24 protein-coding genes and 1 riboswitch are annotated in these 22,058 nt (G+C 72.3%); of the genes, 13 read left to right on the forward strand and 11 right to left on the reverse strand.

Annotated features, from left to right (window positions below; translation table 11 throughout):
• Nucleotides 1–13 precede the first annotated feature (13 nt).
• The 6 genes from ABZ374_RS42825 to ABZ374_RS42850 all read left to right on the forward strand — a co-directional run bounded on the left by ABZ374_RS42825 (nt 14) and on the right by ABZ374_RS42850 (nt 7,380).
• Entirely contained in the window at nt 14–1,417 is a 1,404-nt protein-coding gene (locus tag ABZ374_RS42825; RefSeq protein WP_360322977.1) for an alpha/beta hydrolase-fold protein, read from the forward strand.
• Nucleotides 1,414–2,673, forward strand: a complete 1,260-nt coding sequence (locus tag ABZ374_RS42830; protein ID WP_360322979.1) for a maltose ABC transporter substrate-binding protein — start codon at nt 1,414–1,416, stop codon at nt 2,671–2,673. The genes ABZ374_RS42825 and ABZ374_RS42830 overlap by 4 nt, the downstream gene beginning before the upstream one ends.
• Before the next feature lie 23 nt (nt 2,674–2,696).
• The gene (locus ABZ374_RS42835; protein ID WP_360322981.1) at nt 2,697–4,313 is read left to right on the forward strand and encodes an ABC transporter permease subunit; all 1,617 of its coding nucleotides are present in this window, start codon (nt 2,697–2,699) and stop codon (nt 4,311–4,313) included.
• Nucleotides 4,310–5,161 (forward strand): sugar ABC transporter permease, encoded by an 852-nt coding sequence (locus ABZ374_RS42840; RefSeq protein WP_360322983.1) that lies wholly within the window; start codon nt 4,310–4,312, stop codon nt 5,159–5,161. The genes ABZ374_RS42835 and ABZ374_RS42840 overlap by 4 nt, the downstream gene beginning before the upstream one ends.
• Nucleotides 5,162–5,269: 108 nt before the next feature.
• The gene (locus tag ABZ374_RS42845) at nt 5,270–6,877 is read left to right on the forward strand and encodes a glycoside hydrolase family 13 protein (RefSeq protein WP_360322985.1); all 1,608 of its coding nucleotides are present in this window, start codon (nt 5,270–5,272) and stop codon (nt 6,875–6,877) included.
• Between the two features lie 62 nt (nt 6,878–6,939).
• A complete protein-coding gene (locus ABZ374_RS42850) occupies nt 6,940–7,380 on the forward strand; it encodes a GNAT family N-acetyltransferase (RefSeq protein ID WP_360323021.1) in 441 nt (146 codons plus the stop codon).
• A gap of 108 nt (nt 7,381–7,488) precedes the next feature.
• Here ABZ374_RS42850 and ABZ374_RS42855 read toward each other — a convergent pair whose 3' ends face one another.
• Nucleotides 7,489–7,812 carry a hypothetical protein gene (locus ABZ374_RS42855; RefSeq protein ID WP_360322987.1) on the reverse strand — a complete coding sequence of 108 codons (324 nt, stop codon included), beginning with the start codon at nt 7,810–7,812 and terminating at the stop codon, nt 7,489–7,491.
• Between ABZ374_RS42855 and ABZ374_RS42860 the strand changes: the two genes are divergently transcribed.
• From ABZ374_RS42860 to ABZ374_RS42870, 3 genes are all read left to right on the forward strand, one after another.
• Complete coding sequence (locus ABZ374_RS42860; protein ID WP_360322989.1) at nt 7,811–8,707, forward strand: dienelactone hydrolase family protein; 897 nt, start codon at nt 7,811–7,813, stop codon at nt 8,705–8,707. The genes ABZ374_RS42855 and ABZ374_RS42860 overlap by 2 nt on opposite strands.
• A gap of 96 nt (nt 8,708–8,803) precedes the next feature.
• Nucleotides 8,804–9,649, forward strand: a complete 846-nt coding sequence (locus ABZ374_RS42865) for an SMP-30/gluconolactonase/LRE family protein (protein ID WP_360322991.1) — start codon at nt 8,804–8,806, stop codon at nt 9,647–9,649.
• Nucleotides 9,650–9,658: 9 nt separating this feature from the next.
• Nucleotides 9,659–9,982 carry a putative quinol monooxygenase gene (locus ABZ374_RS42870; protein ID WP_360322993.1) on the forward strand — a complete coding sequence of 108 codons (324 nt, stop codon included), beginning with the start codon at nt 9,659–9,661 and terminating at the stop codon, nt 9,980–9,982.
• A gap of 61 nt (nt 9,983–10,043) precedes the next feature.
• On the opposite strand, the gene ABZ374_RS42875 is transcribed toward ABZ374_RS42870, so the two are convergent.
• The 3 genes from ABZ374_RS42875 to ABZ374_RS42885 all read right to left on the reverse strand — a co-directional run bounded on the left by ABZ374_RS42875 (nt 10,044) and on the right by ABZ374_RS42885 (nt 11,526).
• Nucleotides 10,044–10,358 (reverse strand): multidrug efflux SMR transporter, encoded by a 315-nt coding sequence (locus ABZ374_RS42875; protein WP_360322995.1) that lies wholly within the window; start codon nt 10,356–10,358, stop codon nt 10,044–10,046.
• Between the two features lie 14 nt (nt 10,359–10,372).
• A riboswitch (guanidine-III (ykkC-III) riboswitch) is annotated at nt 10,373–10,435 on the reverse strand.
• 81 nt (nt 10,436–10,516) lie between these two features.
• A complete protein-coding gene (locus tag ABZ374_RS42880) occupies nt 10,517–11,374 on the reverse strand; it encodes a DUF5937 family protein (RefSeq protein ID WP_360322997.1) in 858 nt (285 codons plus the stop codon).
• Complete coding sequence (locus ABZ374_RS42885; RefSeq protein WP_360322999.1) at nt 11,371–11,526, reverse strand: hypothetical protein; 156 nt, start codon at nt 11,524–11,526, stop codon at nt 11,371–11,373. Before ABZ374_RS42885 ends, ABZ374_RS42880 begins: the two co-directional genes overlap by 4 nt.
• A 74-nt stretch (nt 11,527–11,600) precedes the next feature.
• On the opposite strand from ABZ374_RS42885, the gene ABZ374_RS42890 reads away from it, so the two are divergent.
• Both ABZ374_RS42890 and ABZ374_RS42895 read left to right on the forward strand, forming a co-directional pair.
• Nucleotides 11,601–12,515 (forward strand): aldo/keto reductase, encoded by a 915-nt coding sequence (locus tag ABZ374_RS42890; protein ID WP_360323001.1) that lies wholly within the window; start codon nt 11,601–11,603, stop codon nt 12,513–12,515.
• Between the two features lie 49 nt (nt 12,516–12,564).
• Nucleotides 12,565–13,173, forward strand: a complete 609-nt coding sequence (locus tag ABZ374_RS42895) for a hypothetical protein (RefSeq protein WP_360323003.1) — start codon at nt 12,565–12,567, stop codon at nt 13,171–13,173.
• Between the two features lie 55 nt (nt 13,174–13,228).
• Here the strand turns inward: ABZ374_RS42895 and ABZ374_RS42900 are convergent, their stop codons facing one another.
• The 6 genes from ABZ374_RS42900 to ABZ374_RS42925 all read right to left on the reverse strand — a co-directional run bounded on the left by ABZ374_RS42900 (nt 13,229) and on the right by ABZ374_RS42925 (nt 19,400).
• On the reverse strand, nt 13,229–14,599 hold the full coding sequence (locus ABZ374_RS42900; protein WP_360323005.1) for a cytochrome P450: 1,371 nt from the start codon (nt 14,597–14,599) through the stop codon (nt 13,229–13,231).
• A complete protein-coding gene (locus ABZ374_RS42905; protein WP_360323023.1) occupies nt 14,596–15,255 on the reverse strand; it encodes a hypothetical protein in 660 nt (219 codons plus the stop codon). Before ABZ374_RS42905 ends, ABZ374_RS42900 begins: the two co-directional genes overlap by 4 nt.
• Before the next feature lie 48 nt (nt 15,256–15,303).
• Nucleotides 15,304–15,831, reverse strand: coding sequence for a hypothetical protein (locus ABZ374_RS42910; protein WP_360323007.1), 528 nt, complete (start codon nt 15,829–15,831; stop codon nt 15,304–15,306).
• 428 nt (nt 15,832–16,259) lie between these two features.
• A complete protein-coding gene (locus tag ABZ374_RS42915; protein WP_360323009.1) occupies nt 16,260–16,586 on the reverse strand; it encodes a nuclear transport factor 2 family protein in 327 nt (108 codons plus the stop codon).
• Nucleotides 16,587–16,727: 141 nt separating this feature from the next.
• The gene (gene wecB, locus ABZ374_RS42920; protein WP_360323011.1) at nt 16,728–17,861 is read right to left on the reverse strand and encodes a UDP-N-acetylglucosamine 2-epimerase (non-hydrolyzing); all 1,134 of its coding nucleotides are present in this window, start codon (nt 17,859–17,861) and stop codon (nt 16,728–16,730) included.
• 117 nt (nt 17,862–17,978) lie between these two features.
• Nucleotides 17,979–19,400 (reverse strand): glycosyltransferase family 2 protein, encoded by a 1,422-nt coding sequence (locus tag ABZ374_RS42925; RefSeq protein ID WP_360323013.1) that lies wholly within the window; start codon nt 19,398–19,400, stop codon nt 17,979–17,981.
• A gap of 248 nt (nt 19,401–19,648) precedes the next feature.
• Here ABZ374_RS42925 and ABZ374_RS42930 point away from each other — a divergent pair, with 248 nt between their 5' ends.
• Complete coding sequence (locus tag ABZ374_RS42930; protein WP_360323015.1) at nt 19,649–20,908, forward strand: glycosyltransferase 87 family protein; 1,260 nt, start codon at nt 19,649–19,651, stop codon at nt 20,906–20,908.
• A gap of 39 nt (nt 20,909–20,947) precedes the next feature.
• On the opposite strand, the gene ABZ374_RS42935 is transcribed toward ABZ374_RS42930, so the two are convergent.
• Nucleotides 20,948–21,265, reverse strand: coding sequence for a hypothetical protein (locus ABZ374_RS42935; protein ID WP_360323017.1), 318 nt, complete (start codon nt 21,263–21,265; stop codon nt 20,948–20,950).
• 127 nt (nt 21,266–21,392) lie between these two features.
• On the opposite strand from ABZ374_RS42935, the gene ABZ374_RS42940 reads away from it, so the two are divergent.
• The gene (locus ABZ374_RS42940) at nt 21,393–21,977 is read left to right on the forward strand and encodes a TetR/AcrR family transcriptional regulator (RefSeq protein ID WP_360323019.1); all 585 of its coding nucleotides are present in this window, start codon (nt 21,393–21,395) and stop codon (nt 21,975–21,977) included.
• Nucleotides 21,978–22,058: the final 81 nt, after the last annotated feature.

Consider the following 22,058-nt stretch of genomic DNA (forward strand, 5'->3'; position numbering starts at 1 on the left):
AGAGCACCCGACGATGACCGCGACCGCGGCCGAAACCGGCGTGATCGAGACGCTGACCGACGTGCGCTCGACGCACCTGGACAACACCCGCGACGTACACGTGTACCTCCCGGCCGGCTACGACCCGCTCGCGGGCCCCTACCCGGTGGTGTGGCTGCACGACGGACAACACGTGTTCGCCCGCACCGGCCGGGAACCCAGTTGGCGGGTCGAGGAGACGCTGGACCGGCTGATCGGCGCCGGCCTGCTGCCGCCGCTGGTGGCGGTGGCCGTGGACAACGGCCGCGACTCGCGCGGGGCCGAGTACAGCCACCACGTGCCCTACCCGCGCGACCCGCGCGCGTCGGCCCGCGGCGAGTTGTACGAGCGGTTCCTGATCGAGGAGTTGCGCCCGCTGATCGCGGCCCGCTACGCGGTCACCGAGGATCCGGCCGCGACCGCCGTGCTCGGCTCCTCGATGGGCGCCCTGGTCAGCTACCACCTGGCCTTCCGTCGCCCGGACGTGTTCGGGCTGGCCGGGGTGCTCTCGCCGTTCCTGGTCTTCGTCGATCCGGTCACGCTCGCCGAGACGCCGGTCTACCGGCGGCAGCAGGCCCGCGGGCCGGCCCGGATCTGGGCGGACATCGGCGGCATGGAGGGCCTGATCACCGTCCGGCACACCCGCGACCTGGTGGACCACCTGATCACCGACCTCGGCTACGCGCCGGACCGCGAGGTGCGCTTCCACGAGGATCCGCAGGCGCCGCACCACGAGAGCGCGTGGGCCGAGCGGGTCGGCAGCGCGCTTTTGCACCTGTTCGGCGACGCCGAATCGCCGTTGCGGCGACTGCGGTTGCCCGAGCGGATCGTGCTCGCCACCGGGCAGCCGCAGGCGAGCGTGGCGCCGGTGGGCGTGCGCGCCGACGGTTGTGTCTACTCGGTGCTCGGCGTCGAGCCGACCTGGACACCGGCCGACGCGCTGCGTGCGCTGGGATCGGCCCGGGTGGCGCCGGTCCGGCCCGGTGTGGTCGAACTCGCCGCGACGGTCGAGGGACACGCCGCGCACGGCACGATCGAGGTGGTCGAGGGCGGCGCGGACGCGCTCCTTGAGGTCACCTTGACCACCGCGGCCGACCTGCCCGCCGAGGAGACCGTGTACTACTCCGGCCTGGTCACCACCCGAGTGGCCGCCGGTCGCTATCACGGCAGTTGGCGACTGCCGCGCGGGGTGGGACTCAACGGCGCGGTCGGGCGCGGCTGGCGCTGCGACGGCCTGCACGAGGACGGCAGCACCATCCGCGACCCGTTTCATCACGACGGCGACCGGCACATCCGGCTGCACGTACCGGCCTGGAGCGACCCGAACGCCGAGCAGGCACCGGCCCTCGCCACGGCCCCGGCCGACGACGCGCGCACATCCGAGGAGGAAACCCAGTGAGATCACGCCTGTTGCTGCCGGCCGTACTCGCCGCGACGCTGCTCGCCACCGCCTGTGGTGGTGGCGGCGACGGCGGCGACAAGAACGCCGCGCCCGCCGCGTCCGGCCCGGCCGCGGCCACCGGATCGCTCACCGTCTGGGCCGACGACGCCCGGGCCAAGCCGCTCCAGGACATCGCCGCCGCGTTCACCCGGGACAAGGGCGTCAAGGTCAAGGTCGTCCAGAAGGGACTGGGCGAGATCCGCGACGATTTCGTGTCGCAGGCCCCGACCGGCCAGGGCCCCGACGTCGTGGTCGGCCCGCACGACTGGCTGGGCAAGCTCGTCCACAACGGCGTCCTGGCGCCGCTCGAACTCGGCGACCGCGCCGCGGCGTTCTCCCCGGTCGCGCTGGAGGCGATGCGCTACGAGGGTCGGACCTACGGGCTGCCCTACGCGCTGGACAGCATCGCGCTGCTGCGCAACACCGAACTGGCGCCGCAGGCCCCCGCCTCGTTCGCGGAACTGCTCGCCACCGGGCGCCGCCTGGTCGAGGAGGGCAAGGCCAAGCTGCCGGTCGCGGTGCCGGTCGACGCCAAGAGCGGATCGCCGTACCACCTCTACCCGTTGCAGACCTCGTTCGGCTGTCGGGTCTTCGGCAACAAGCCGGACGGCGCCTACGACCCGACCAAGCTCGAACTGGACAGCCCCGATTGCCTGCGCTTCGCCCCCTGGCTGCGCGAACTGGGCAAGGACGGCGTGCTCTCCACCTCGCTCACCGCCGACATCGCCACCGACGCGTTCCTCAAGGGCCGGACCCCGTTCCTGCTCGCCGGCCCGTGGGACGCGGCCACCTTCAAGGCCGCACACGTCCCGTTCGCGGTGGACCCGGTGCCCGGCGCGGACACCGCCCCGGCCCGACCATTCGTCGGCGTGCAGGGCTTCTTCGTCGGCGCCAAGTCGGCCAACCCGATCCTGGCCCAGGACTTCGTCCTGAACTACCTGTCCACCCCGCAGGCCCAGCGCGCCCTGTACGACACCGGCGGCCGGGTCCCGGCGACCACCGCGGTACTGGACCAGGTCGCGAACGACCCGATGGTGGCCGGCTTCGCCCGCGCCGCGCAGGCCGGGGTGCCGACCCCGAACCTGCCCGCGATGGACAGCGTCTGGGCCGACTGGGGCCTGACCCAACTGGCCATCGTCCAGGGCCGCGGCGACCCGGCGGAGCTGACCACCGCGATGGCCGGCCGAATCCGCGCCAAGATCGCCGCCGGCTGACGCGGAGCGGACGAGGAGAGACCGTGACCCACACCCTGCCCACCCGGCCGCCGCACGCCCCACCCGGTCGGCGGCCCCCGGCCGAAGGCCGGCCCGCCTCGGCCCGCCGCCGCGGCCTCGGCGGCCTCGCCGCCCGGATCGTTCTGCTCGCCGTCGTCGACGCCCTCGCGGTCTACGGGCTGCTCGCCCTGGCCGCGGATCGTTCGTGGTGGATGTTCGGCGCCCTGCTCGTGGGCACGGTCGCGGTGAACATCGTCTACGCCACCAAACGGCACGTGCCGGCCAAGTACCTCGCGCCCGGCATCGCGCTGCTGCTCGTCTACCAGGTCTACGTGGTGCTGTACACCGGCGTCGCGGCTTTGACCAACTACGGCGACGGACACAACAGCGACAAGCCCGACGCGGTCGCGGCGATCCTCGCGCACAGCGAGACCCGCGTCCCCGACTCGCCGGTGCGGCCCGCTTCGGTCGTCGCGCGCGGCGATCGGCTCGGCCTGCTGGTGACCGGGCCCGATCGCAGCGTGCGGTTGGGTTGGCCGGGCCACCCGCTGGAGCCGGTCGAACAACCCGTGCGCGACCCGGCCGGCCGCGCGGTGGCCGCGCCCGGCTGGCGGCCGCTGACCTACAGCCAAATCGCGGGCCGGCAGCAGGAGATCAGCGCCCTGCGGGTGCCGGTGACCGGCGACCCGAACAGCGGCAGCCTGCGCACCGCGGACGGGATCAGCGCCGCCGCCTACCGATCCACACTCGCCTACGACCGCGCCGCGGACACGATCACCGACCGGGTCCGCGGGGTTGTCTACCGGCCCACCTCGGACGGCGTGTTCGCGGCGCCGGACGGCAGCCGACTCAGTCCGGGCTGGAAGGTCTTCGTCGGCGCGGACAACTTCCGACGCATCCTGACGGAGGAGGACATCCGCGGGCCGTTCCTGGGCGTGCTGGTGTGGACGTTCTTCTTCGCCGGCGTCTCGGTCGCGCTGCCGTTCGGGATCGGCCTGCTGCTGGCGACCGTGCTGAACGGGAAACGCCTGCGCGGGCACCGGATCTACCGCTCGTTGATCATGCTGCCCTACGCCTTCCCGGCGTTCCTGGCCGCACTGGTCTGGCAGGGCATGCTCAACACCGACTACGGCTACGTCAACGTCTCGTTGCTCGACGGCGCGCACATCCCCTGGCTCACCGATCCCTGGCTCGCCCGGCTGAGCGTGCTCGCGGTCAACGTGTGGATTTCCTTCCCGTACATGTTCCTGATCTGCACCGGCGCGCTCCAGGCGATCCCGGCCGAGGTCACCGAGGCGGCCCGGATCGACGGTGCCGGGCGATGGCAGGTGTTGCGGCACATCAGGCTGCCACTGCTGCTCACCGCCGTCACCCCGATGTTGATCGCCACCTTCGCCTTCAACTTCAACAACTTCAACGTCATCTACATGCTCACCGGCGGTGGCCCCAAGGATCCCGACGCCCCGATCGAGGTCGGCTCGACCGACCTGCTGATCTCGCTCGTGTACAAGCTCGCCTTCGGCGGCAGCAACCGCCAGTACGGCATGGCCTGCGCCGTCTCGATCCTGATCTTCGTGGTGGTCGCCGCGATCTCCGTCATCGGCCTGCGTCGCAGCCGCGCGTTCGAGGAGCAGACATGATCCGCTGGTTCGTCCGGATCGGCTGGCGGCACCTGATCGGCGTGCTCGCGGTGCTGGTCGCGGTCTTCCCGCTGGTGTTCGTGTTGTCCGCGTCGTTGAACCCGAGCGGCACGCTGACCGGCTCCAACGAGCTGTTCGCGGACGCCACCGGGACGCACTACCGGGAGTTGTTCGACGACCCACTGCATCCGTTCGGCAAGTGGTTCGTCAACTCGATGGTGGTCGGCCTGGCCACCGCGATCGGGTCGGTGTTCCTGGGCGCGTGTGCGGGCTACGCGTTCTCCCGGTTCCGATTCCGCGGCCGAAAGGCCGGGTTGACCACCCTGCTCCTGGTCCAGATGTTCCCGCAACTACTCGCCTACGTGGCGTTGTTCCTGCTGCTGTCCACGTTCGACGACGTGTTCCCGGCGATCGGGCTGGGCAGCCGGCTGGGCCTGGTGATGATCTACCTGGGCGGCGCGCTGGGGGTGAACACCTACCTGATGAAGGGGTTCTTCGACACCGTGCCACGCGACCTGGACGAGGCCGCGCGGATCGACGGCGCCTCCCACGCGCAGGTGTTCTTCCGGATCGTGTTGCCGCTGGTGGCGCCGGTGTTGGCGGTGGTGGCGCTGCTGTCCTTCGTCGCGACGCTCAACGACTTCGTGATCGCGAGCCTGGTGCTGAACGACCCGGACAAGCAGACCCTGGCGGTCGGGCTGTACCACTTCATCTCCTACGGAGTGGGCCGGAACTGGGGTGTGTTCGCCGCCGGGGTGCTGATCGCCGCGGTGCCGGTGCTGGTGTTGTTCCAGTTCCTCCAGCGGTTCATCGTGGGCGGCCTGACCGCGGGGGCGGTGAAGAGCTGAAGTCCGGTTGCGCCGGGTGGGCCCGGTTTCCGTATTCGTCCCGTTCTCGTTCCCGTTCCCGTTCCTGTTCGCGTTCTCGCTCTCCGATCCCGTCAAGGATGCTCATCGATGACTGTCTCGACCACGAACTCCCGTACGACCACCGGATGGTGGCGCGATTCGGTGATCTATCAGGTGTACGTGCGCAGCTTCGCGGACGGCAACGGTGACGGGATCGGCGACCTGCTCGGGGTGCGCAGCCGGTTGCGTTATCTGAGCGAGCTGGGGGTGGACGCGGTGTGGCTCACCCCGTTCTACGCGTCCCCGCAGGCCGACCACGGCTACGACGTGTCCGACTACCGGGCCGTGGACCCGCTGTTCGGGACGTTGCAGGACGCCGACGCACTGGTGCGCGACGCACACGCACACGATCTGCGGGTGATCGTCGACGTGGTGCCCAATCACACCTCCGAGGCGCACGCGTGGTTCGTCGAGGCGTTGGCGGCCGGTCCCGGCTCGGCCGCCCGGGAGCGCTACCACTTCCGCGCCGGCCGTGGCGCGGACGGCGAACTGCCGCCCAACGACTGGGAGTCGGTGTTCGGCGGGCGAGCCTGGACCCGGCTGCCGGACGGTGACTGGTATCTGCACCTGTTCGCCCCCGAGCAACCGGACCTGAACTGGGAACACCCGGAGGTCCGGGCCGAGTTCGAGGACATCCTGCGCTTTTGGCTGGATCTGGGCGTGGACGGGTTCCGGGTCGACGTGGCGCACGGCCTGGTCAAGGCGCCCGGGTTGCCGGACATCGGCACCGGCGCGGGTATCGAACTGCTCGGCAGCGCCGAACTCCCGTTCTTCGACCAGGAGGGGGTGCACGAGATCTACCGCGCGTGGCGGCGCATCCTCGACGGGTATCCCGGCGCCCGGATCGCCGTCGCGGAGGCATGGACGCCCGGCCCGGAACGCACCGCGCGGTATGTGCGCCCGGACGAGTTGCACCAGGCGTTCAACTTCCATTACCTGGGCACCGATTGGTCCGCCGATGCACTGCGCGAGGTGATCGACGCCTCGCTCGCCGGAGCGGCCGAGGTGGGTGCGCCCGCGACGTGGGTGTTGTCCAACCACGACGTGCACCGGCACGTGACGCGCTACGGCGGCGGTGCGATCGGGGTGCGGCGGGCGCGGGCCGCCGCGCTGTGCACGCTCGCGCTGCCCGGCTCGGTCTACGTCTACCAGGGTGAGGAGTTGGGCCTGCCCGAGGTGCTGGACCTGCCCGACGACGTGCTCCAGGATCCGCGCTGGGAGCGCTCCGGGCACACCGAACGCGGCAGGGACGGCTGCCGGGTACCGCTGCCGTGGTCGGGCGAGCGGGCGCCGTACGGATTCGGCGCGCCGGGCGGTGCCGCGCCGTGGCTGCCGCAGCCGCGCGAGTGGCGCGAGCTGAGCGTCGAGGCGCAGTGGGACGATCCGACGTCGATGTTGTCGCTGTACCGGGCCGCGTTGGCGATCCGGCGCACGCATCCGGAACTGGGTGACGGTGCGCCACTGCGCTGGCTCGACGCGCCTGCGGGCACCCTGGTCTTCCGCCGCGGCGAGTCGCTGGTGTGCGCGGTCAACCTGCGGGCGGAGCCGGTGCGCCTGCCGGAGTACGGCGCGGTCCTGCTGGCCGGCGCGGACCTGCCGGGAGACGGCGTGCTGCCCGGCGACGCGGCGGTCTGGTACGCGGTGGACGGCGGCTGAGCGCGACCCGGCCGGGCGTCGGCTCCCTGCGGGGGTCGGCGTCCGGCTAGGGTGGGTGTGTGGTGCAGTTCGAAGCGAACGTGGACGCGGATCGCCGGGCCTGGCTTGCGCAGCGGCTCGGTGCCGACAACGTGGCGGCATCGCCGCACCTGGCGAGGCTTCGGGGCACCGATGCCGAGGACGAGGTGGCGCTGCACCTGTTCGCGCTGGACGACGAAGGCACGATCGTCGGCGGCCTGGCCGGATACACTTGGGCCTACTGGTTGCATGTGGACCTGCTGTGGGTCGACCCGACCCGGCGCGGCACCGGGCTCGGTGCCGAACTTCTGGAGCGGGCCGAGAAGATCGCGCTGACCGAGCGCGATTGCCGTCATGTGCGCCTGGAGACCTGGGAGTTCCAGGCCCCCGGGTTCTACCGGAAACAGGGCTACGAACTCGTCGGCACCGTGCCGGACTACCCGCCGGGCAGCACCGAGTACATCTTCGCCAAGCGGCTGGCCTGAGCGGTGCCGGCCCGCCCGGTGCGAGAGCGCGAAGCGGCCGTCCATTGTGCCGGGATGTGGTTCGCGCGTCATCGGCCCCGGGGGTGATGTTCGGCGGCGGCCGGCTTCCTACCGTGCTGCCCATGTCGGGAATTCGGTACGGCCGGTGATCGGGGCGCGGGTCTCGCGGCTTGTGATGTGCGCGGCGCTCGTGCTCGCCGTGTTGTCGGCGTGGTCGGTCGCGCCGTCGGCCTCGGCCCATGTGCCGCGGTCGTTGCCCGTCCCGGTCGAGGTGCCGGCGCCTTCGGGGGCCTCGGCGATCGGCACGACGTCGGTGTGGATGGTGGATCGTTCGCGATCCGATCCGTGGAATCCGGCGGCGCGGGCCCGGGAGCTGATGGTCTCGCTGTGGTATCCGTCGCTCGGGTCGAGCGGCGCCCGGGCGCCGTACATGTCACCCGAGCTGTCGCGCGTGGTGTTCGGCTCCGCGTTGTCGGCCGACGTGCGCACGCATGCTGCGGCGTACGCGCTGCCCCGGCCGGTACCCGCGCCACTGGTGGTGTTGTCCCCGGGATTCGGCGGCAGCCGCACCTCGTTGACCGCGTTGGCCGAGGAGTTGGCCTCGCGCGGATACGTGGTGGCCGCGGTGGACCACACCTACGAGGCGCCGGTGGAGTTTCCGGGCGGCCGGATCGAGCGTTGTCGGATCTGCGACACGATCCCGGACGACGCGCTGGTGGTGCGCACCCGCGCCGCCGACATCCGCTACGTCGTCGACCGGCTGACCGGACCCGGCACGGGGCTGTTCGTCGATCGCGACCGGATCGGGGTGGCCGGCCACTCGATGGGTGGCGCGGCGGCGGTCGAGGCGTTGCGCACGGATCGCCGGGTCGACGCCGCGATCGACCTGGACGGCAACTTCTGGACCGAGCCGCCCGCCGAGGGCATCGCCCGTCCCGTGTTGTTGCTGGGGGCGCAGCGGGTCGCGGCCGGCCCGGAACATGCCGACTGGCAGCGGATGTGGGAGCGGCTGACCGGATGGCGGCGGTGGCTCGACGTGCCCGGCGGTGGCCATTACACGTTCTGCGACATGCCGTGGATCGTGGACCGCTTCGGGATCCGCGACCAGGTGCCGCCCGACGACGCGGCGTGGCAGTACGGCACGCTGGGTGGTGATCGGGCCGCCGCGATCACCAGGGCGTATACGACGGCGTTCTTCGATCTGCACCTGCGCGGCCGGGCGAGTGGGCTCTTCGACGGGCCGGCCGCGGGCTTCCCGGAGGTGGCCTTCGTGCACGGCGGCCGGCCCGGCCCGGGCCCGGTCCTGGGTTCGGTCCGGCGGCGATGAGTTTTCGGGTATGCGCAGGTCCATTACACGGGAGCAGGGATCCGCCGTCGACCTCGCCGGTGGACCGTCTCGGGGTCGACGAAGGAGTCGTGGCTCATGGCCGAGTGGACCGTCCTGCGGGAGAACATCGCTTTCGGCGAGTCGGTGCGGTGGCATCGGGATCGGGTGTGGTTCTGCGACTGGGGCGCCCGGGAGATCGTCGCGATCGGCCCCGAGGGCGTCGGCGAGGTGGTGGTGGGGGTGCCGTTTCCGTCGATGGCGATGTGCATCGACTGGTTGCCGGACGGGCGGCTGCTGATCGTCTCGTCCAGTGAGGCACGGGTGGTCCGTCTCGAAGCGGACGGATCGCTGGTCACCCACGCGGATCTGCGCGCGCTCGGGACCGGCTTCAACGAGATCGTGGTGCACGAACGCGGCCACGTGTACGTCAACGCGATCGGGTTCGACATGCAGGCGGGCGAGGCGTTCCGGCCCGGGTTCGTCGCGCTGATCGATACGGACGGCTCGGCGCGCCGGGTGGCCGAGGACGTCGTCTTTCCCAACGGCATGGCGGTGACGCCGGACGGCTCGACGCTGATCGTCGCCGAGTCGTACGGCCACCGGCTCACCGCGTTCGACATCGCGCCCGACGGCGGGTTGTCCCGGCGCCGGGTGTGGGCGGACCTCGGCGACGGGGTTCCGGACGGGATCTGCGTCGATGCCGAGGGCGCCGTCTGGTACGCGGACGTACCCAACAAGTGTTGTGTGCGGGTTCGCGAGGGCGGCGAGGTGCTGCGCACGGTCGAGTTCGACCGGGGTTGTTTCTCCTGCGCGCTGGGCGGCGCCGACGGTACGACGTTGTTCGTCGTCGCCACCGAGTGGCGCGGCCTGGACGCTCCGCCGGCGGACCCGCGTACCGGTCGACTCGTCGCGGTCCCCTGTGCGACCGGCGCGATGACCTAGAGTTACCCAATGATTTTCATCGTGGTGAAGTTTCCGGTGAAACCCGAGCACGCCGGCGGGTGGCCCGAGCAGGCCGCGGCGTTCACCGAGGCCACCCGGGGCGAACCGGGCAACCTGTGGTTCGAGTGGTCGCGCAGTCTGGAGGACCCGAGCACCTACGTGCTGGTCGAGGCGTTCCGGGACGACGCGGCGGCGGCGCACGTGAACTCGGACCACTTCAAGGCGGCCTTGGAACGCTTCCGTCCGCTGCTGCGCCACACACCCGAGATCGTGAGCACGGTGATCCCGGACGCGAACGGGTGGAGTGCGATGGGCGAACTGCAGATCGACTGACCGGCCGGCCCGGCGGCCGACCCACGCCTCGACGAGGGTCGGCCGCCGGGCCGGTGCGCGACTAGTGCAGGACCTTCAGGCCCACCACGCTGCCGACGATGCCGGCCAGCAGCAGCACCTTGACGACGGAGAACGCCTCGCCGTCGAAGATCATCGCGTACGAGACGGTCAACACCGCGCCGATGCCCACCCACACCGCGTAGCCGGTGCCGACCGGCAGTTCGCGCAGTGCGAACGCCAGGCCCGCCATGCTCGCGGTCAGACCGACGCCGAACACCACGGTCGGCACGATCCGGCTGAATCCCTCGGACTTGCCGAGTGCCGTCGCCCAGACGGCTTCCAGGACACCGGAGATGATCAGGACGATCCAGGCCATGACAGGCACGCTCCCTGACACCGTCTTGTCTTGACCGGGTACGGCGTGCCTCGTCCGGGAGCCGGTTCGGGCTCCGTGAACCACTCTCGCACGCCCGATCCGGCGCACAAAATCCCCGATCCGTCCACCCTCGCGGCGGGCGATCGTGGTGGTTCGGGTCACCATCCGCACCGCTGCGCCCGCGACTGGCGGGGGGCGAGGAGGGATTCGGCGGTCGAGGTGCGGGCGTACAGGACGGTGCGGCCCGCGCGGTGGGCGGTGACCAGGCCCGCGTCGCGCAGCGCGGTCAGTTGTTGGGAGACCCCGGCGGGGGAGAGGCCGGTCCGGTGGGCCAGTTCGGTGGTCGAGGCAGGCGTGTGCACTTCGTTCAGCAGCAGCGTTCGCGAACGGCCCAGTACGGCGGCCAGGGGCGCGCTCGGCTCGACCGGGCGCCGGGTCCACAACGTGCCGATGCCCCGGGCCGGATAGGCCGGTTGCGGTGGTTCCGGCGGGGTCACCCGGGTGAACGGATCCGGCCCGGTGAACACGGACGGGATCAACAGCAGCCCCGCGCCCGCCGTCCGCCGGGACAGCGCCCGCTGCCGGCGGGCCGGCCGCAACGCGTCCTCGTGCCAACTGACCGACGGGTGCCGCTCGTTGAGGACCTCGCCCGCGCCACGCTCGGCGACCTGTCGGGCCCGATGGAAGACATCGGCCTCCAGCACCGCGCGGATCCGCGCCCAGTACGGTGCGAGCGCCGACTCCCAATACGCCTCGACCTCGGCCGCGACCCGGGCCGGCCGAGCGCGCGGGTCCGCGTACAGCGCCTCCGACTCGGGGCCCAGCCCGCCGCGCTCGTGCCGCAGCCGGTCCAGATCGCGCCGCACGACGGCCACCGGAGTGGCCACGATCCCGGCCGGCTCCGCCGCCAGGGCGGGGGCCGGCCCCGGTGGCGTCGGATTGAGGAAGTCGGGCATGTAGCCGACCGGCGGGATCAGTTCGGCAAGTCGGCCCCGGTGCAGCCCGGCGGCCGTCACCCGGGGCGGACCTGCTCGATCCACGGCAGGTGCACCGGATGGGCGGCGCCCGAAATCAGCAGCCGAAAGCTCGGGCCGACCTCCCACATCGGCGAGACGGCGAACCGCATCCGGGCCGGATCGCCCGCCGAGAATGCCAGTTCCGCCGACACCGTCAGTCGCCCCCGAGGATTCGCACACAGCTTAATCGATGGTCATCGGCCCGGTCCGTCGCGATCATGCGTCCATGACTTCATCAACGAGTACCGCCGCGGCATCGGGGACCTGGACGCTCGGCGATCTGATGATCAATCGCATCGGCTTCGGTGCGATGCGCCTGACCCAGGACGGCGCGGCGCTCGACGCCGACGCGGTGCCCAGCGATCGGAACCGGGCGATCGGGGTGCTGCGCCGCGCGGTCGAACTCGGGGTGAACCACATCGACACCGCCGCCTTCTACTTCTCCTCGCTGCGCTCCGCCAACGAACTGATCAACCGGGCGCTCGCGCCCTACCCGGACGATCTGGTGATCACCACCAAGGTCGGACCGGCCCGGGACCCGGCGGGCCAGTGGGCGACGCACGCGGTCACGCCGACGGAACTGCGCGGACAGGTCGAGGAGAACCTGCGCCAGCTCGGTCGCGACCACCTCGACGTGGTCAACCTGCGGGTGCTGGGCACCCACTCGATCGCCGAGCGTTTCGGTGCGCTGGCCGACCTGCGCGAGGCCGGTCTGATCCGACACCTGGGCGTCTCCAACGTCCACCCGCATCAGCTCGCCGAGGCGCTGGCCATCGCGCCGGTGGTCTGCGTGCAGAACCGGTACGGGATCGGGATCCGGGCCGATCAGGACGAGTTCGTGCGGTCCTGCGGCGAACAGGGCATCGCGTTCGTGCCGTTCTACGCGATCGCCGGGGCCGCGGGCCAGGTGGGGGTCGTCGGCGACGACGCGGCGGAGGTGTTCGACGTGGCGCGTGCCCACGACGCGAGCCCGGCGCAGGTGCGGCTGGCCTGGACGCTGCACCAGGGGCCGCACGTGCTGGCCATTCCCGGCACCGGCAACCCCGAGCACCTGGTCGCCAACGTGGCCGCCGGTGCGCTGCGCCTGACGGAGGCGGACCTGGCCGTCCTGGGCGACCTGCATCGACGCGTGGGCGGGTAGCCACGGGCCGGGCACCCGCGCGTCGGTGGTTCTCGCTACCGTCGTCGGCATGAACCCGGACTCCAGCAGGCAGATCGAACCGTTGCCCGGACGGACCGGCCACGTGGCCGGCATCGAGTCGCTCGTGCTCGACGGGCGTCGCTACTTCTTCGGCTTCGACAGCCGGAGCGACCTGGCCGTCTCGCCGTTGATCGACGACCCGGACCTGATGGCGGCGTTCGCGAGCGAGCACATCCGACAGAGCGACGGCCGGCACGCACCCGACTACTGGGTGGACCTGGTCGGCTGGGCCGTGCGGGGTTCGGACCTGGTGGCGCGGGACGCGGACCGGGAGTTCGACTCGGCCCGACTGCGGGCCGAACTCCCACTCCCCGGCAGTCATCTGCTTTATTTGCTCGACGCGGTCGCCGGCTGGGACGAGTCGTTGTCCAAGCCGGCGGAGGTGGAACGGGCCTACGAGCGACTCGGGTTCGACGAGGAGGAGCAGGTCGAGGCGCTGGACGGCAGCCTGGAGGCGGTCCGGGCGCACGGCGCGGCGGCCCGGCCGGACGAGTGGACGGTGGTGCGATTCCACCTCGACTCCGCGGTGCGGCGGGTGCCGGGCAACTGGAACCTGCTGTTCGCCCCGGTGGGGGAGTGCGTGACCGCCCACGGCTGAGCGGCGGATCGAGGCGCGGGTCGGCGGCGGTTCGCGACCGGGCCCGTCCCCCGGGTCAGCGGCGGATCAGGTGCATCGGCAGGGTGCGCGGTGTCAGCACGCTGCGCGGGGTGGCGCGGACCGGCACGGCGGAGGCCGGCCGCAGTCGCCAGCGGGAGGCGATCGAGGCCAGCGCGAGGGTGGCCTCGGTCAGCGCGAAGGTGTCGCCGATGCACTTGTGCGGACCGCTGCCGAAGGGCACGAACGAACTGCGCGACCAGGCCCCCGGGCCGAGCCCGTCGGCATGTTCGCGCTCGGGCCGGAAGCGGTCCGGCTCGGCGTGGAACCCCGGGTGGCGATGCAGGATGTACGGGCTGAACACGAGGGTGCTGCCGGTGTCCAGTCGGCGGCCCGCCACCTCGATCTCGCGGGTGGTGGTGCGCGGCAGCACCCAGGCCGGCGGGTACAGCCGCAACGTCTCGCGGAGCACCTTGCCGGTCCAGGGCAGCCGGGGCAGGTCCTGCGGACCGGCCACCCGCCCGTCGAGCACGGCGTCGACCTCGGCGTGCAGGGCCTCCTCGGCCTCGGGGTGGGTGCTGATCAGGTGTAGTGCCCAGGCCAGTGCGGAGGACGTGGTCTCGGCGCCGGCCAGGATCAACACGGCCACCTGGTCGTGCAGTTCGGCCTCGGTCATCGCCCCGCCCGCCTCGTCCCGGGCGGCGAGCAGCCGGCCCAGCAGATCCCGATCGTCGGGGTCGCCGGCGCGGCGGTCGGCGATGATCCGGGTCACGTGCGCCCGCCAGGTGGCCAGCCCCCGGGTGTAGCGCCGGGCGCCCGGCGTGGGCAGCGCGTCGACGGCGGGCAACAGGGCGCGCAGATAGACGCCCTTGAGGAAGGTGTCCAGGCTGTCGCGCAGTTCGGCGATGTCCCGATCGGCGATGCCGGCACCGAAGAGGGTACGCACCGCCACCGTCGTGGTCAGCGCGAACATCTCGTCGACCATGTCGACCACCCGACCCGGCCGCCAGCGATCCAGCGCCATGCCGATCTCGCGGTGCATCGCGTCGGCGTAGCCGGGCAGGTGTTCGGCGCGGAACGCGGGCTGCATCATCAACCGTTGCCGGCGGTGGTCGGCGTGCGGACACGTGGCCAGGCCGTTGCCCAGCGCGGCGCGCGAACCCTCGTAGAGCGGCCCGATGCGATCGAAGCCGCGGCCGTCGGCCAGCACCAGCCGGGCGAGTTCGGGATCGCACAACACGAAGGCCGGGCGCGGGCCGAGCCGGATCTCCACCAGATCGCCGTGCGCGGGCAGCGAGCCGAGGAAGCGCAGCGGCGCCCGGAGCAGGTGCGGGAGATGGCCCAGTCCGGGCCACGCGCCGGGGGCCCGGCCGGCGCGCGCCCCGGGGGCGGTGGGCGTCGAGGGACGGGGCGGATGTGCGGTCGTCATGGGTCGCTCCCTCGCGCCTGACGCGCGGCGGCGAGCCGGTGCCCGCCGTCGTGGTCTCCTGCGGTGTCCGTTGCCATTCCAGCAGCGTCGGGCCGGGCGCGGGGGGACGTTTCCCGGATCGAGGGCGTGTCGCCCCCGCGGGTTCGCCGATTCGCCGTTCCGTCGTTCTCCCGATCCGCCGGGCCGCAGGGTCGGTTCGGGGGCGTGGCGGACAGGCTGCCCGGCAGGCGCAGGGACTCCTCGGTCGGGCTGCCCGGCTCGGCCTGGTAGACGACCAGTTGTTGACCGGGGGCACTGTTGACGGTCAACGACTCGTAGGAGACGACGAGTTCGCCCACCTTCGGGTGCCGGAATCGCTTCGCCTCGGTGCTCTCGGCGCGCACCTCGTGCCGGGCCCACAGCCGGGCGAAGTCCGGGCTGCGCACGCTCAGTTCGCCGACCAGCGAGATCAGCACGGGATCGCCGGGATCGTCGCCCGCACCCGAGCGCAACGACGCGACGGTGTTGCGTGCAGCCTTCTCCCGATCGGGGTAGAACGCCCGGCCGTCGGGATCCAGGAAGAGCAACCGGAGCAGAGTGCGCTCGGGTTGCTCGAACAGGGCCGAGCCCAGCGTGTTCGAGGCCAGGGGCCCAGGCGTGACGCCGTCCGATCCGATCGCCCGGGTGGCACGACGCGCGCCGTGCCACCCGGGCGCGGGGCGGGGCTACGGCCGATGGCGCGGGTCGGGCAGGCCGAGCAGCGGCAGGCGGCACAGCGGCGGTGGCTCGCCGGGCAGGCCGAGTTCGTACCAGTGCGCCCGCAACGTGTAGCGCAGCAGCCGGCGGGCGCGGGTGGCCAGGAACGCGGCGAGCGGCAGTTCGCACAGCACGGCCGAGGCGATGCTCGGCCACAGGTCGGGCGTGCCCCACGCGAGCATCACGTCGAACCACGCGTCGCAGACCAGCAGGGTCGCGGTGATCAATGCGGCGGGGATCAGCGCCTGGCGGCGTCGCCACCCGAAGTACGCGGTGCAGGCCAGTGCGACGAGCAGGCCGACGTCGAAGCCCGCCCACGCGTCCCGCCAACGGCGGGCCTCGTAGTGCATCGGCAGGCTGACGAGCAGGTAGCCGGTCCAGGGTATGAGGATCAGGCAGCACGCGGACATCAGCGCGAGGGCGTTGCGCCGCGCCGACGTGGCGGCGTGCACCTCCCGGCGCAACGCCCGGGCGCGGTCGTCGGCTTCGGGGTTCATGGCGGCTCAGCGTACGCGCCGACCCCGGCCCGGATCCGGGCGGACGAGGAGCCGCGCGGGGCTCGCCACAGCGGCTTCGGCGCCGCGGCTCGCGGGACCCACCCCTGGTGGCTCGGCCCTCGGCCGGCCGGGTCGACGCCGGCGGTGGGCTCGGGGTGGTCCGGGTGCGGGACGGACCGGGCCGCCCGGCGCGATCCGCCGGGTGGCGGCGGTGTCGACCGCGACCGGCATGCTCGCCGACGACGGTTGCCCGGCGGCGCGGATCGCCAGGTCCGCCCCGCGTTGTCCCACCCCGGCTTCGTCACGGCGCACCTGCCGGGCCTGGTCTTCGACGAGGACCGCGCGTCCGGCCGAGCCGAGTGAGGTGCGATGGGTGTCGACTCGGTGCGGATGCGACCCCGGCCGGGGGCCAGGGTCTTGGCCCGGTCCTAGCCCTGGCCCGTTTCGAAGCGGCTGATCCGGCCGTCGGGGGTGATGGTGAAGCGCCAGGCGGTGCGCATCTCGCCCCAGGTGTCGTTGCGGTAGCCCACCACCAGGGCGCGCCCGCCGTCGGACTCGGTCACCACGTCCATGTGGCCGTTGGAGGAGAAGATCTCCCGATCCGCCCAGTCCTGCAGGTCGCGGTCCGAGCCGTCGTCGGACATCGTCGCGTCGGGGGTCAGGAGCGCGTCGAAGGCGGCCTTGTCGTGCGCGTTGACGGCGGCGACGAACGCGCCTACCGCGGGTTCTGACAACTTGCCGGGGGCGATGGCCACGGGAACCTCCTGGAGGGATGGGCGGGTTGCCCCACCAGGGAACAACACGGCCGGCCCGAGGTCGCCGACCCTCACCCGTTTGCCGCAGGACGGCGTGTCCGGGCGCCTCGGGCGGCGGGTCCGCCCCCGTCGCGCGGACGATCAGGCCGCGAGCACGGGCGATTCGGCCAGTTGCGCGGTCAGTCGGGCGATCCGGGCGGAGGCCAGGCCGTCGCCGTACGGACTCGGCGTGGTCGCCAGGCGGGCCAGGCGCTCCGCGCTGTCGGCCAGCCAGGCGTGCGCCGTCTCGCCCAGCTCGGCGCCGGGCCGGACCAGCGCGGCGAAGCCCGCGTCCACCGCCTCCGGGCGTTCGGTCGAGCGACGCACCACCAGCAGCGGGCGGCCCAGTACGGTGCACTCCTCCTGGATGCCGCCGGAATCGGAGACCAGCAACGCGGCGTGCCGGGCCAGGGCCAGGAACTCGGCGTAGCCCACCGGCTCGATCGTGGTGATCCGGGTCGTCAGCGAGGTCAGGTCGAAGCGTTCCACGGCGGCCCGGGTGCGCGGGTGCATCGGGAAGAGCACCTCGGTGCCGAAGCGGGCGATGGTGTCCAGTTCGGTGAGCACCGCGCGCAGGGCCGCGGCGGTGTCGGTGTTCTCCGGACGGTGCACGGTGGCCAGGACGTAGCCGTCGGGCCGCAGCCCGTATCCGGCCAACAGCGCGGCGCGGGCCGGCTCGGTGGGCAGTTGCGCGCGGACGACCTCGACCACGGTGTTGCCGGTGACGGTGATCCGGTGTTCGTCCACCGACTCGGCGCGCAGATTGGCCGCGTTGGTCGCGGTGGCGGCGCACAGCAGGTCGGAGACGTGGTCGACCATGACCCGGTTGTGCTCCTCGGGCATGGCGCGGTCGAAGCTGCGCAGCCCGGCCTCGACGTGCACGAGCGGGATGTCCCGGGCGTTGGCGGCCAGCGCGCCGGCCAGGGTGGCGTTGGTGTCGCCCTGGACCACGACGGCGACCGGGCGGTGCCGCACGAACGCGTCGTCGAGCTGGTCGAGGGAGTGCGCGATCTGTCCGGCGCGGGGTCGGCCGCCGACACCGGTGAGCAGTTCGGGATCGGGCAACGCGAGTTCGCGCAGGAAGCGCCCGGACATCGCCTCGTCCCAGTGCTGGCCGGTGTGCAACAGCCGTGCGGCGGGGCCGAGTTCGTGCATCAGTGGGGCGAGCTTGACCAGCTCGGGGCGGGTGCCGAGGACGACGGCGACACTGGCGGGGGGCAGATGGGCGGTGCTCATGTGTGGTTCTCCGTGCCGGCCCGGTGGGCGGCCGGCGGGTGTGGGAAGTCGGGACGACGGGCTCGGGGGCGGACCGCGGTGCGGTGGATCGCGGCGGGAGGCGGGTACCCGGCGCGGTCAGACCTCCAACGCGGTGGGTACGCCGGCGATGCCGACCTCGGCGTTGCGGCGGGTCTTGGCCCAGCCGTTGCGCCCGAGCGCGAGTCGGGTCGCGGCCCGGACGGCGACCACGAACAGGTGGTACGTGTACAACCACATCAGCAGGCCCCAGATCAGCCCGGTGAACCAGGACCGGTCCGGGTGCACGATCTTGCGGTAGGCCAGTGCCCAGCCCACCATCGGCAGCGCGGCCAGTACGAAGACGCCCGCCATCAACGGTCCGAAGCGGAACTGGAAGTCGGCGGTCTGTTCGGGGAACAGGATCAGGCCGACCGCGGTGATCCCGATCGACAGCGGGGTGAGCAGCACCAGCAGCACGCAGACCACCGGTTGCAGGAAGGTGTAGAGCACCTCGGCCCGGCCGGACCAGCGGTAGTGCGGCGAGGTCAGGACCCGGCGGGTGTAGCGCAGGCACTGCATGTTGCCCTGGGCCCAGCGGGTGCGCTGGGCCAGGAAGCGGCGCAGCGAGATCAGCCCCTCCTGGGAGACCTCGGCCTCGGTGATGTGGGTGAGCCGCCAGCCGTTCAGGCGCAGTTCGAGCCCGGACTCGTAGTCCTCCAGGAGCGCTCGCTCGGGCCAGGGTCGGCCCTCGGCGCCGGCCGGCGCGTCCAGGGCGTCGAGGGCGACGAGTCGGACGAACTGGCCGTTGCCGCCCAGTCCCACGCTGCCGGTGCGGCGGCGCAGCAGTTGCATGCCGGCGTTGTTGGCGCGGAACTCGATGTCCTGCATGCGCACCAGGGCCCGGGCTGCGGCGTTGGCGAGGCGGCCTCGCTCGGGCAGCGGCAGCCGGTCGTCCGCGTTGCGCATCCGGACGCCTATCTGCACGGCGCCGGTGTCCGGCCGGCCCATCGCCTGTTCGGCGCAGACCCGGGCCAGGGTGCCCGGGTCGAGCCTGCCGTCGGCGTCGACCACGCCCAGGATCACCCGGGAGCGGTCGGTGTCGGCGGGCAACCACGCGGAGATCCGCCGGTAGGCGGCGTTGAGCGCGGCGCCCTTGCCGATCCGGGCGTCGGGCCGACGGCGCTGCACCAGGTGCACCCGCTCGTCGTGCTCGGCGGCGGCCAGGACCAGCTCGCGGGTGCGGTCCGAGCTGTCGTCGTCGACCACCCAGACGTGCGCCTCGGGGGCGGCGCGGCGCAGTCCCGTCAGGGTCTGCGCGATCACGGCTTCCTCGTCGCGGCAGGGCACCACCAGGTGCCACGTGAAGGCGGCCGGGTCGCCGGGTCGGTCCGGCCGGTTGTGCCGGAAGGCGTGCCGGGTGCCGGCCCAATAGATCAGGAAGCGGCCGAAGACGAACAGCATGTACACCAGCAGCCCCAGCGAGAGCGCGGTGGCGAACCACAGGATGCCGCTCTGATGGGCCAGGACGTACTCACGCACAGCGCCGGGGATGGAACAACCTCCACATGGATCAAAGGCGCCTCGGCCCTTGTGCTTGCCGATAGGTGAGAAAAGTACCTATCAGGCCATCGAATCTAAGGTAAATCCGGACAAAATGAAACCCAATCCACAGTGGCGAGCCTCACCTCGCCGGCCCGACGGGTGGTCCGGACCGGGCGTCCGACACCACCTTGATGGCCCAGCCACAAGCGCCGGGGACGGGCCGGCGCGCGGGTTAGCGTCGTCGTATGCGACGCCCCAGCGGTTTCGGCGGCCGATCCCGTACGCCGCTGCGGGGTGTCGTCGGCAACACCCCGAGCGCATCCCCGACGGCCCGCCGGGTGTGCCTGTGGACCCTCGCCTGCGCCGCGTCGATCGGCGTCTACCTGTTCGTCCGGCACCTCAGCCACCCGTCGATGGTCGACCTGGTGGTCTACCGCGCGGAGGGGCTGGCGGTGCGGGACGGGATCGACCTGTACGGCCCGCTGGACACGCCGCACGACCTCCGGGCGACCTATCCGCCGTTCGCCGCGTTGTTGTTCGTCCCGTTGACCTACCTGCCCGAGGAACTACTGCTCGGGCTGGGGGTGGCGGCGAACCTGCTGCTCGTGGCGATCGTGGTCCGGCTCTCGATGCGCCTGGTGGACCCGGACGGGAGCCGGTTGCCGCCGTGGGCGCTGCCGGCCGCGACCACCTTCGCCATCTGGTGCGAGCCGGTGTTCACCACGATGCGTTACGGACAGGTCAACCTCGCGGTGCTGGCCGTGGTGTTGTGGGACTTCACCCGCCCACCCGGCGCACGGCTGCGCGGCGTGGCGCTGGGGCTGGTGGCCGGCATCAAGGTGACCCCGGCGGTGTTCATCGTCTATCTGCTGCTCACCGGACGCCGCCGCGCGGCGCTCACCGCGATCGGCACCGCGGCCGGCACCGTGGCGCTCTCGGCCGCGCTGCTGCCCGGGGCCACCCGGCGATTCTGGACCGACCTGGTGTTCGATCCCGAGCGGGTGGGGCGGGTGGAGAACGCCGCCAATCAGTCGGTGCGCGGGCTGCTCACCCGGGTGACCCGATTGTTCGATCCCGGCATCGGCGGGACGGCGACCATCGTCGCGGTGGGGGTGCTCGGCATGTTGTGCGCGGTGATCGCCCACCGTCGGCGCGGGGACGCGTGGGGGCTGCCCGGGGCGGCGGTGGCCGGGCTGCTGGCCAGCCCGATCTCCTGGAGCCACCACTGGGTGTGGTGCGTGCCGATCGCGATCCTGCTGTGGGCGGGGCTGCGGGGTCCACACTCGCGGGCCGAGACGTTGTCGGCCGCGGGTCTGTTCGTCTTCCCCAGCTTCCTGGTCTGGTCCGTACCGCACCTGCCCGGTCAGGAATGGCACCTGACCGGCTTCGAACTGCTGCGCTCGTCGTGCTACGTGGCCTTCGGGGTGGCCTTCCTGCTCGTGGCCGCGCGCCCCGGAGCCGAGCCGGCCCGGCGGGCGAGGTCGGCGGCGGCCCTCTCCGGCTGAACCGACGGCGAACTCGGGCCCGCCGCAACGGGACTCGAACTACCGATGCAGGGCGTGTCGGAGGGCTTGGACGAGGGCGTTCGGGTCGATCCCGGGGTCCAGGTGCAGCACCGGCACGGTCCGCTCGGGGGCATCGGGCTCGCACCGGGCCTGCGCGGTTGCAGGCGCAGGCGCGGGTGCGGGCGCGGGCTCGGGCGCGGGAGCAGGCTCCGGTTCGGGAGCGGGCTCGGGTGCGGGCGCGGGCTCGGGCGCCGACGCCGGCGCGGCGGTGGAGGAGGGGGCGAGGAGGTCCAGGATGTCCTCGATCGCCGTGGCGAGTGTGCCCAATGCCTCGTCGAACGACGCGGATGTGGTCATGACGGATCAACGAGCCCCCACCGTCGCTCGCAACGGCGTGCGCCGGCACACCATCCGATCGACTGCCTTTGTGTCACTCCCACCGGTGGCGCGGGGGGTCTGCGGGCTGCGCATTAAGGTGGGCGGCATGGCGAAACGGGGCCCGTACGAGAAGGGCGAGGCGAAGCGGCGGGAGATCCTGCGGGTGGCCCTGGAGGTCTTCGCGGAGGAGGGCTACCGGGGCACCTCGCTGCGCAAGGTCGCGGCGCGCTGCAACCTGAGTCTGCCGGGCCTGATGCACTACTTCGCCTCCAAGGAGGACCTGCTCACCCAGGTGCTGCGGGCCCGCGACGAGGAGAATCGCCGGTTGTGGGAGGGCTACCAGGGGTCCGATCCGCACCTGGAGATGGTCCGGGCGGGAGCACGCGCGGCCGGCCTGATCGAGCTGTACGTGTCGATGGCCGCGGCGGGCAGCGATCCCGAGCATCCGGCACACGCGTTCTTCGCCGAGCGGTATCCGCGGGCGCGGCAGTCGGTGCTGAACGTGATGGAGGAGCGGGTGCGGGAGGGCGCCATCGCGAGCGCGATCCCGCCGGAGCGGCTCGCGGTGTTGTTGATCGCGATCGCGGACGGCATCCAGTTGCAGTGGTTGAACGATCGCTCGATCGACATGGAGCAGGCGGTCAAGGACATGCTGACCCTGCTGGAGCCGGCACCGGCGAACGGCGACTGAGCGGACGGCGGGTGGGGCGCCCCGGTACCGGGGCGCCCCCGCCGGTGGACCGCCCCCAAGACACCCACCAGGGGGGACTGG

The sequence above is a fragment of the Embleya sp. NPDC005971 genome (assembly GCF_040629175.1).
GTDB lineage: Bacteria > Actinomycetota > Actinomycetes > Streptomycetales > Streptomycetaceae > Embleya.

What these genes read in the sequence shown, in the direction of transcription:
- ABZ374_RS42825 (WP_360322977.1), top strand. Translation starts at nt 14, where the DNA reads ATGACCGCGACCGCGGCCGAAACCGGCGTGATCGAGACGCTGACCGAC.
- ABZ374_RS42840 (WP_360322983.1), top strand. Translation starts at nt 4,310, where the DNA reads ATGATCCGCTGGTTCGTCCGGATCGGCTGGCGGCACCTGATCGGCGTG.
- ABZ374_RS42845 (WP_360322985.1), top strand. Translation starts at nt 5,270, where the DNA reads ATGACTGTCTCGACCACGAACTCCCGTACGACCACCGGATGGTGGCGC.
- ABZ374_RS42860 (WP_360322989.1), top strand. Translation starts at nt 7,811, where the DNA reads ATGTCACCCGAGCTGTCGCGCGTGGTGTTCGGCTCCGCGTTGTCGGCC.
- ABZ374_RS42855 (WP_360322987.1), bottom strand. Translation starts at nt 7,812, where the DNA reads ATGTACGGCGCCCGGGCGCCGCTCGACCCGAGCGACGGATACCACAGC.
- ABZ374_RS42865 (WP_360322991.1), top strand. Translation starts at nt 8,804, where the DNA reads ATGGCCGAGTGGACCGTCCTGCGGGAGAACATCGCTTTCGGCGAGTCG.
- ABZ374_RS42870 (WP_360322993.1), top strand. Translation starts at nt 9,659, where the DNA reads ATGATTTTCATCGTGGTGAAGTTTCCGGTGAAACCCGAGCACGCCGGC.
- ABZ374_RS42875 (WP_360322995.1), bottom strand. Translation starts at nt 10,358, where the DNA reads ATGGCCTGGATCGTCCTGATCATCTCCGGTGTCCTGGAAGCCGTCTGG.
- ABZ374_RS42890 (WP_360323001.1), top strand. Translation starts at nt 11,601, where the DNA reads ATGACTTCATCAACGAGTACCGCCGCGGCATCGGGGACCTGGACGCTC.
- ABZ374_RS42895 (WP_360323003.1), top strand. Translation starts at nt 12,565, where the DNA reads ATGAACCCGGACTCCAGCAGGCAGATCGAACCGTTGCCCGGACGGACC.
- ABZ374_RS42900 (WP_360323005.1), bottom strand. Translation starts at nt 14,599, where the DNA reads ATGACGACCGCACATCCGCCCCGTCCCTCGACGCCCACCGCCCCCGGG.
- ABZ374_RS42910 (WP_360323007.1), bottom strand. Translation starts at nt 15,831, where the DNA reads ATGAACCCCGAAGCCGACGACCGCGCCCGGGCGTTGCGCCGGGAGGTG.
- wecB (WP_360323011.1), bottom strand. Translation starts at nt 17,861, where the DNA reads ATGAGCACCGCCCATCTGCCCCCCGCCAGTGTCGCCGTCGTCCTCGGC.
- ABZ374_RS42930 (WP_360323015.1), top strand. Translation starts at nt 19,649, where the DNA reads ATGCGACGCCCCAGCGGTTTCGGCGGCCGATCCCGTACGCCGCTGCGG.
- ABZ374_RS42935 (WP_360323017.1), bottom strand. Translation starts at nt 21,265, where the DNA reads ATGACCACATCCGCGTCGTTCGACGAGGCATTGGGCACACTCGCCACG.
- ABZ374_RS42940 (WP_360323019.1), top strand. Translation starts at nt 21,393, where the DNA reads ATGGCGAAACGGGGCCCGTACGAGAAGGGCGAGGCGAAGCGGCGGGAG.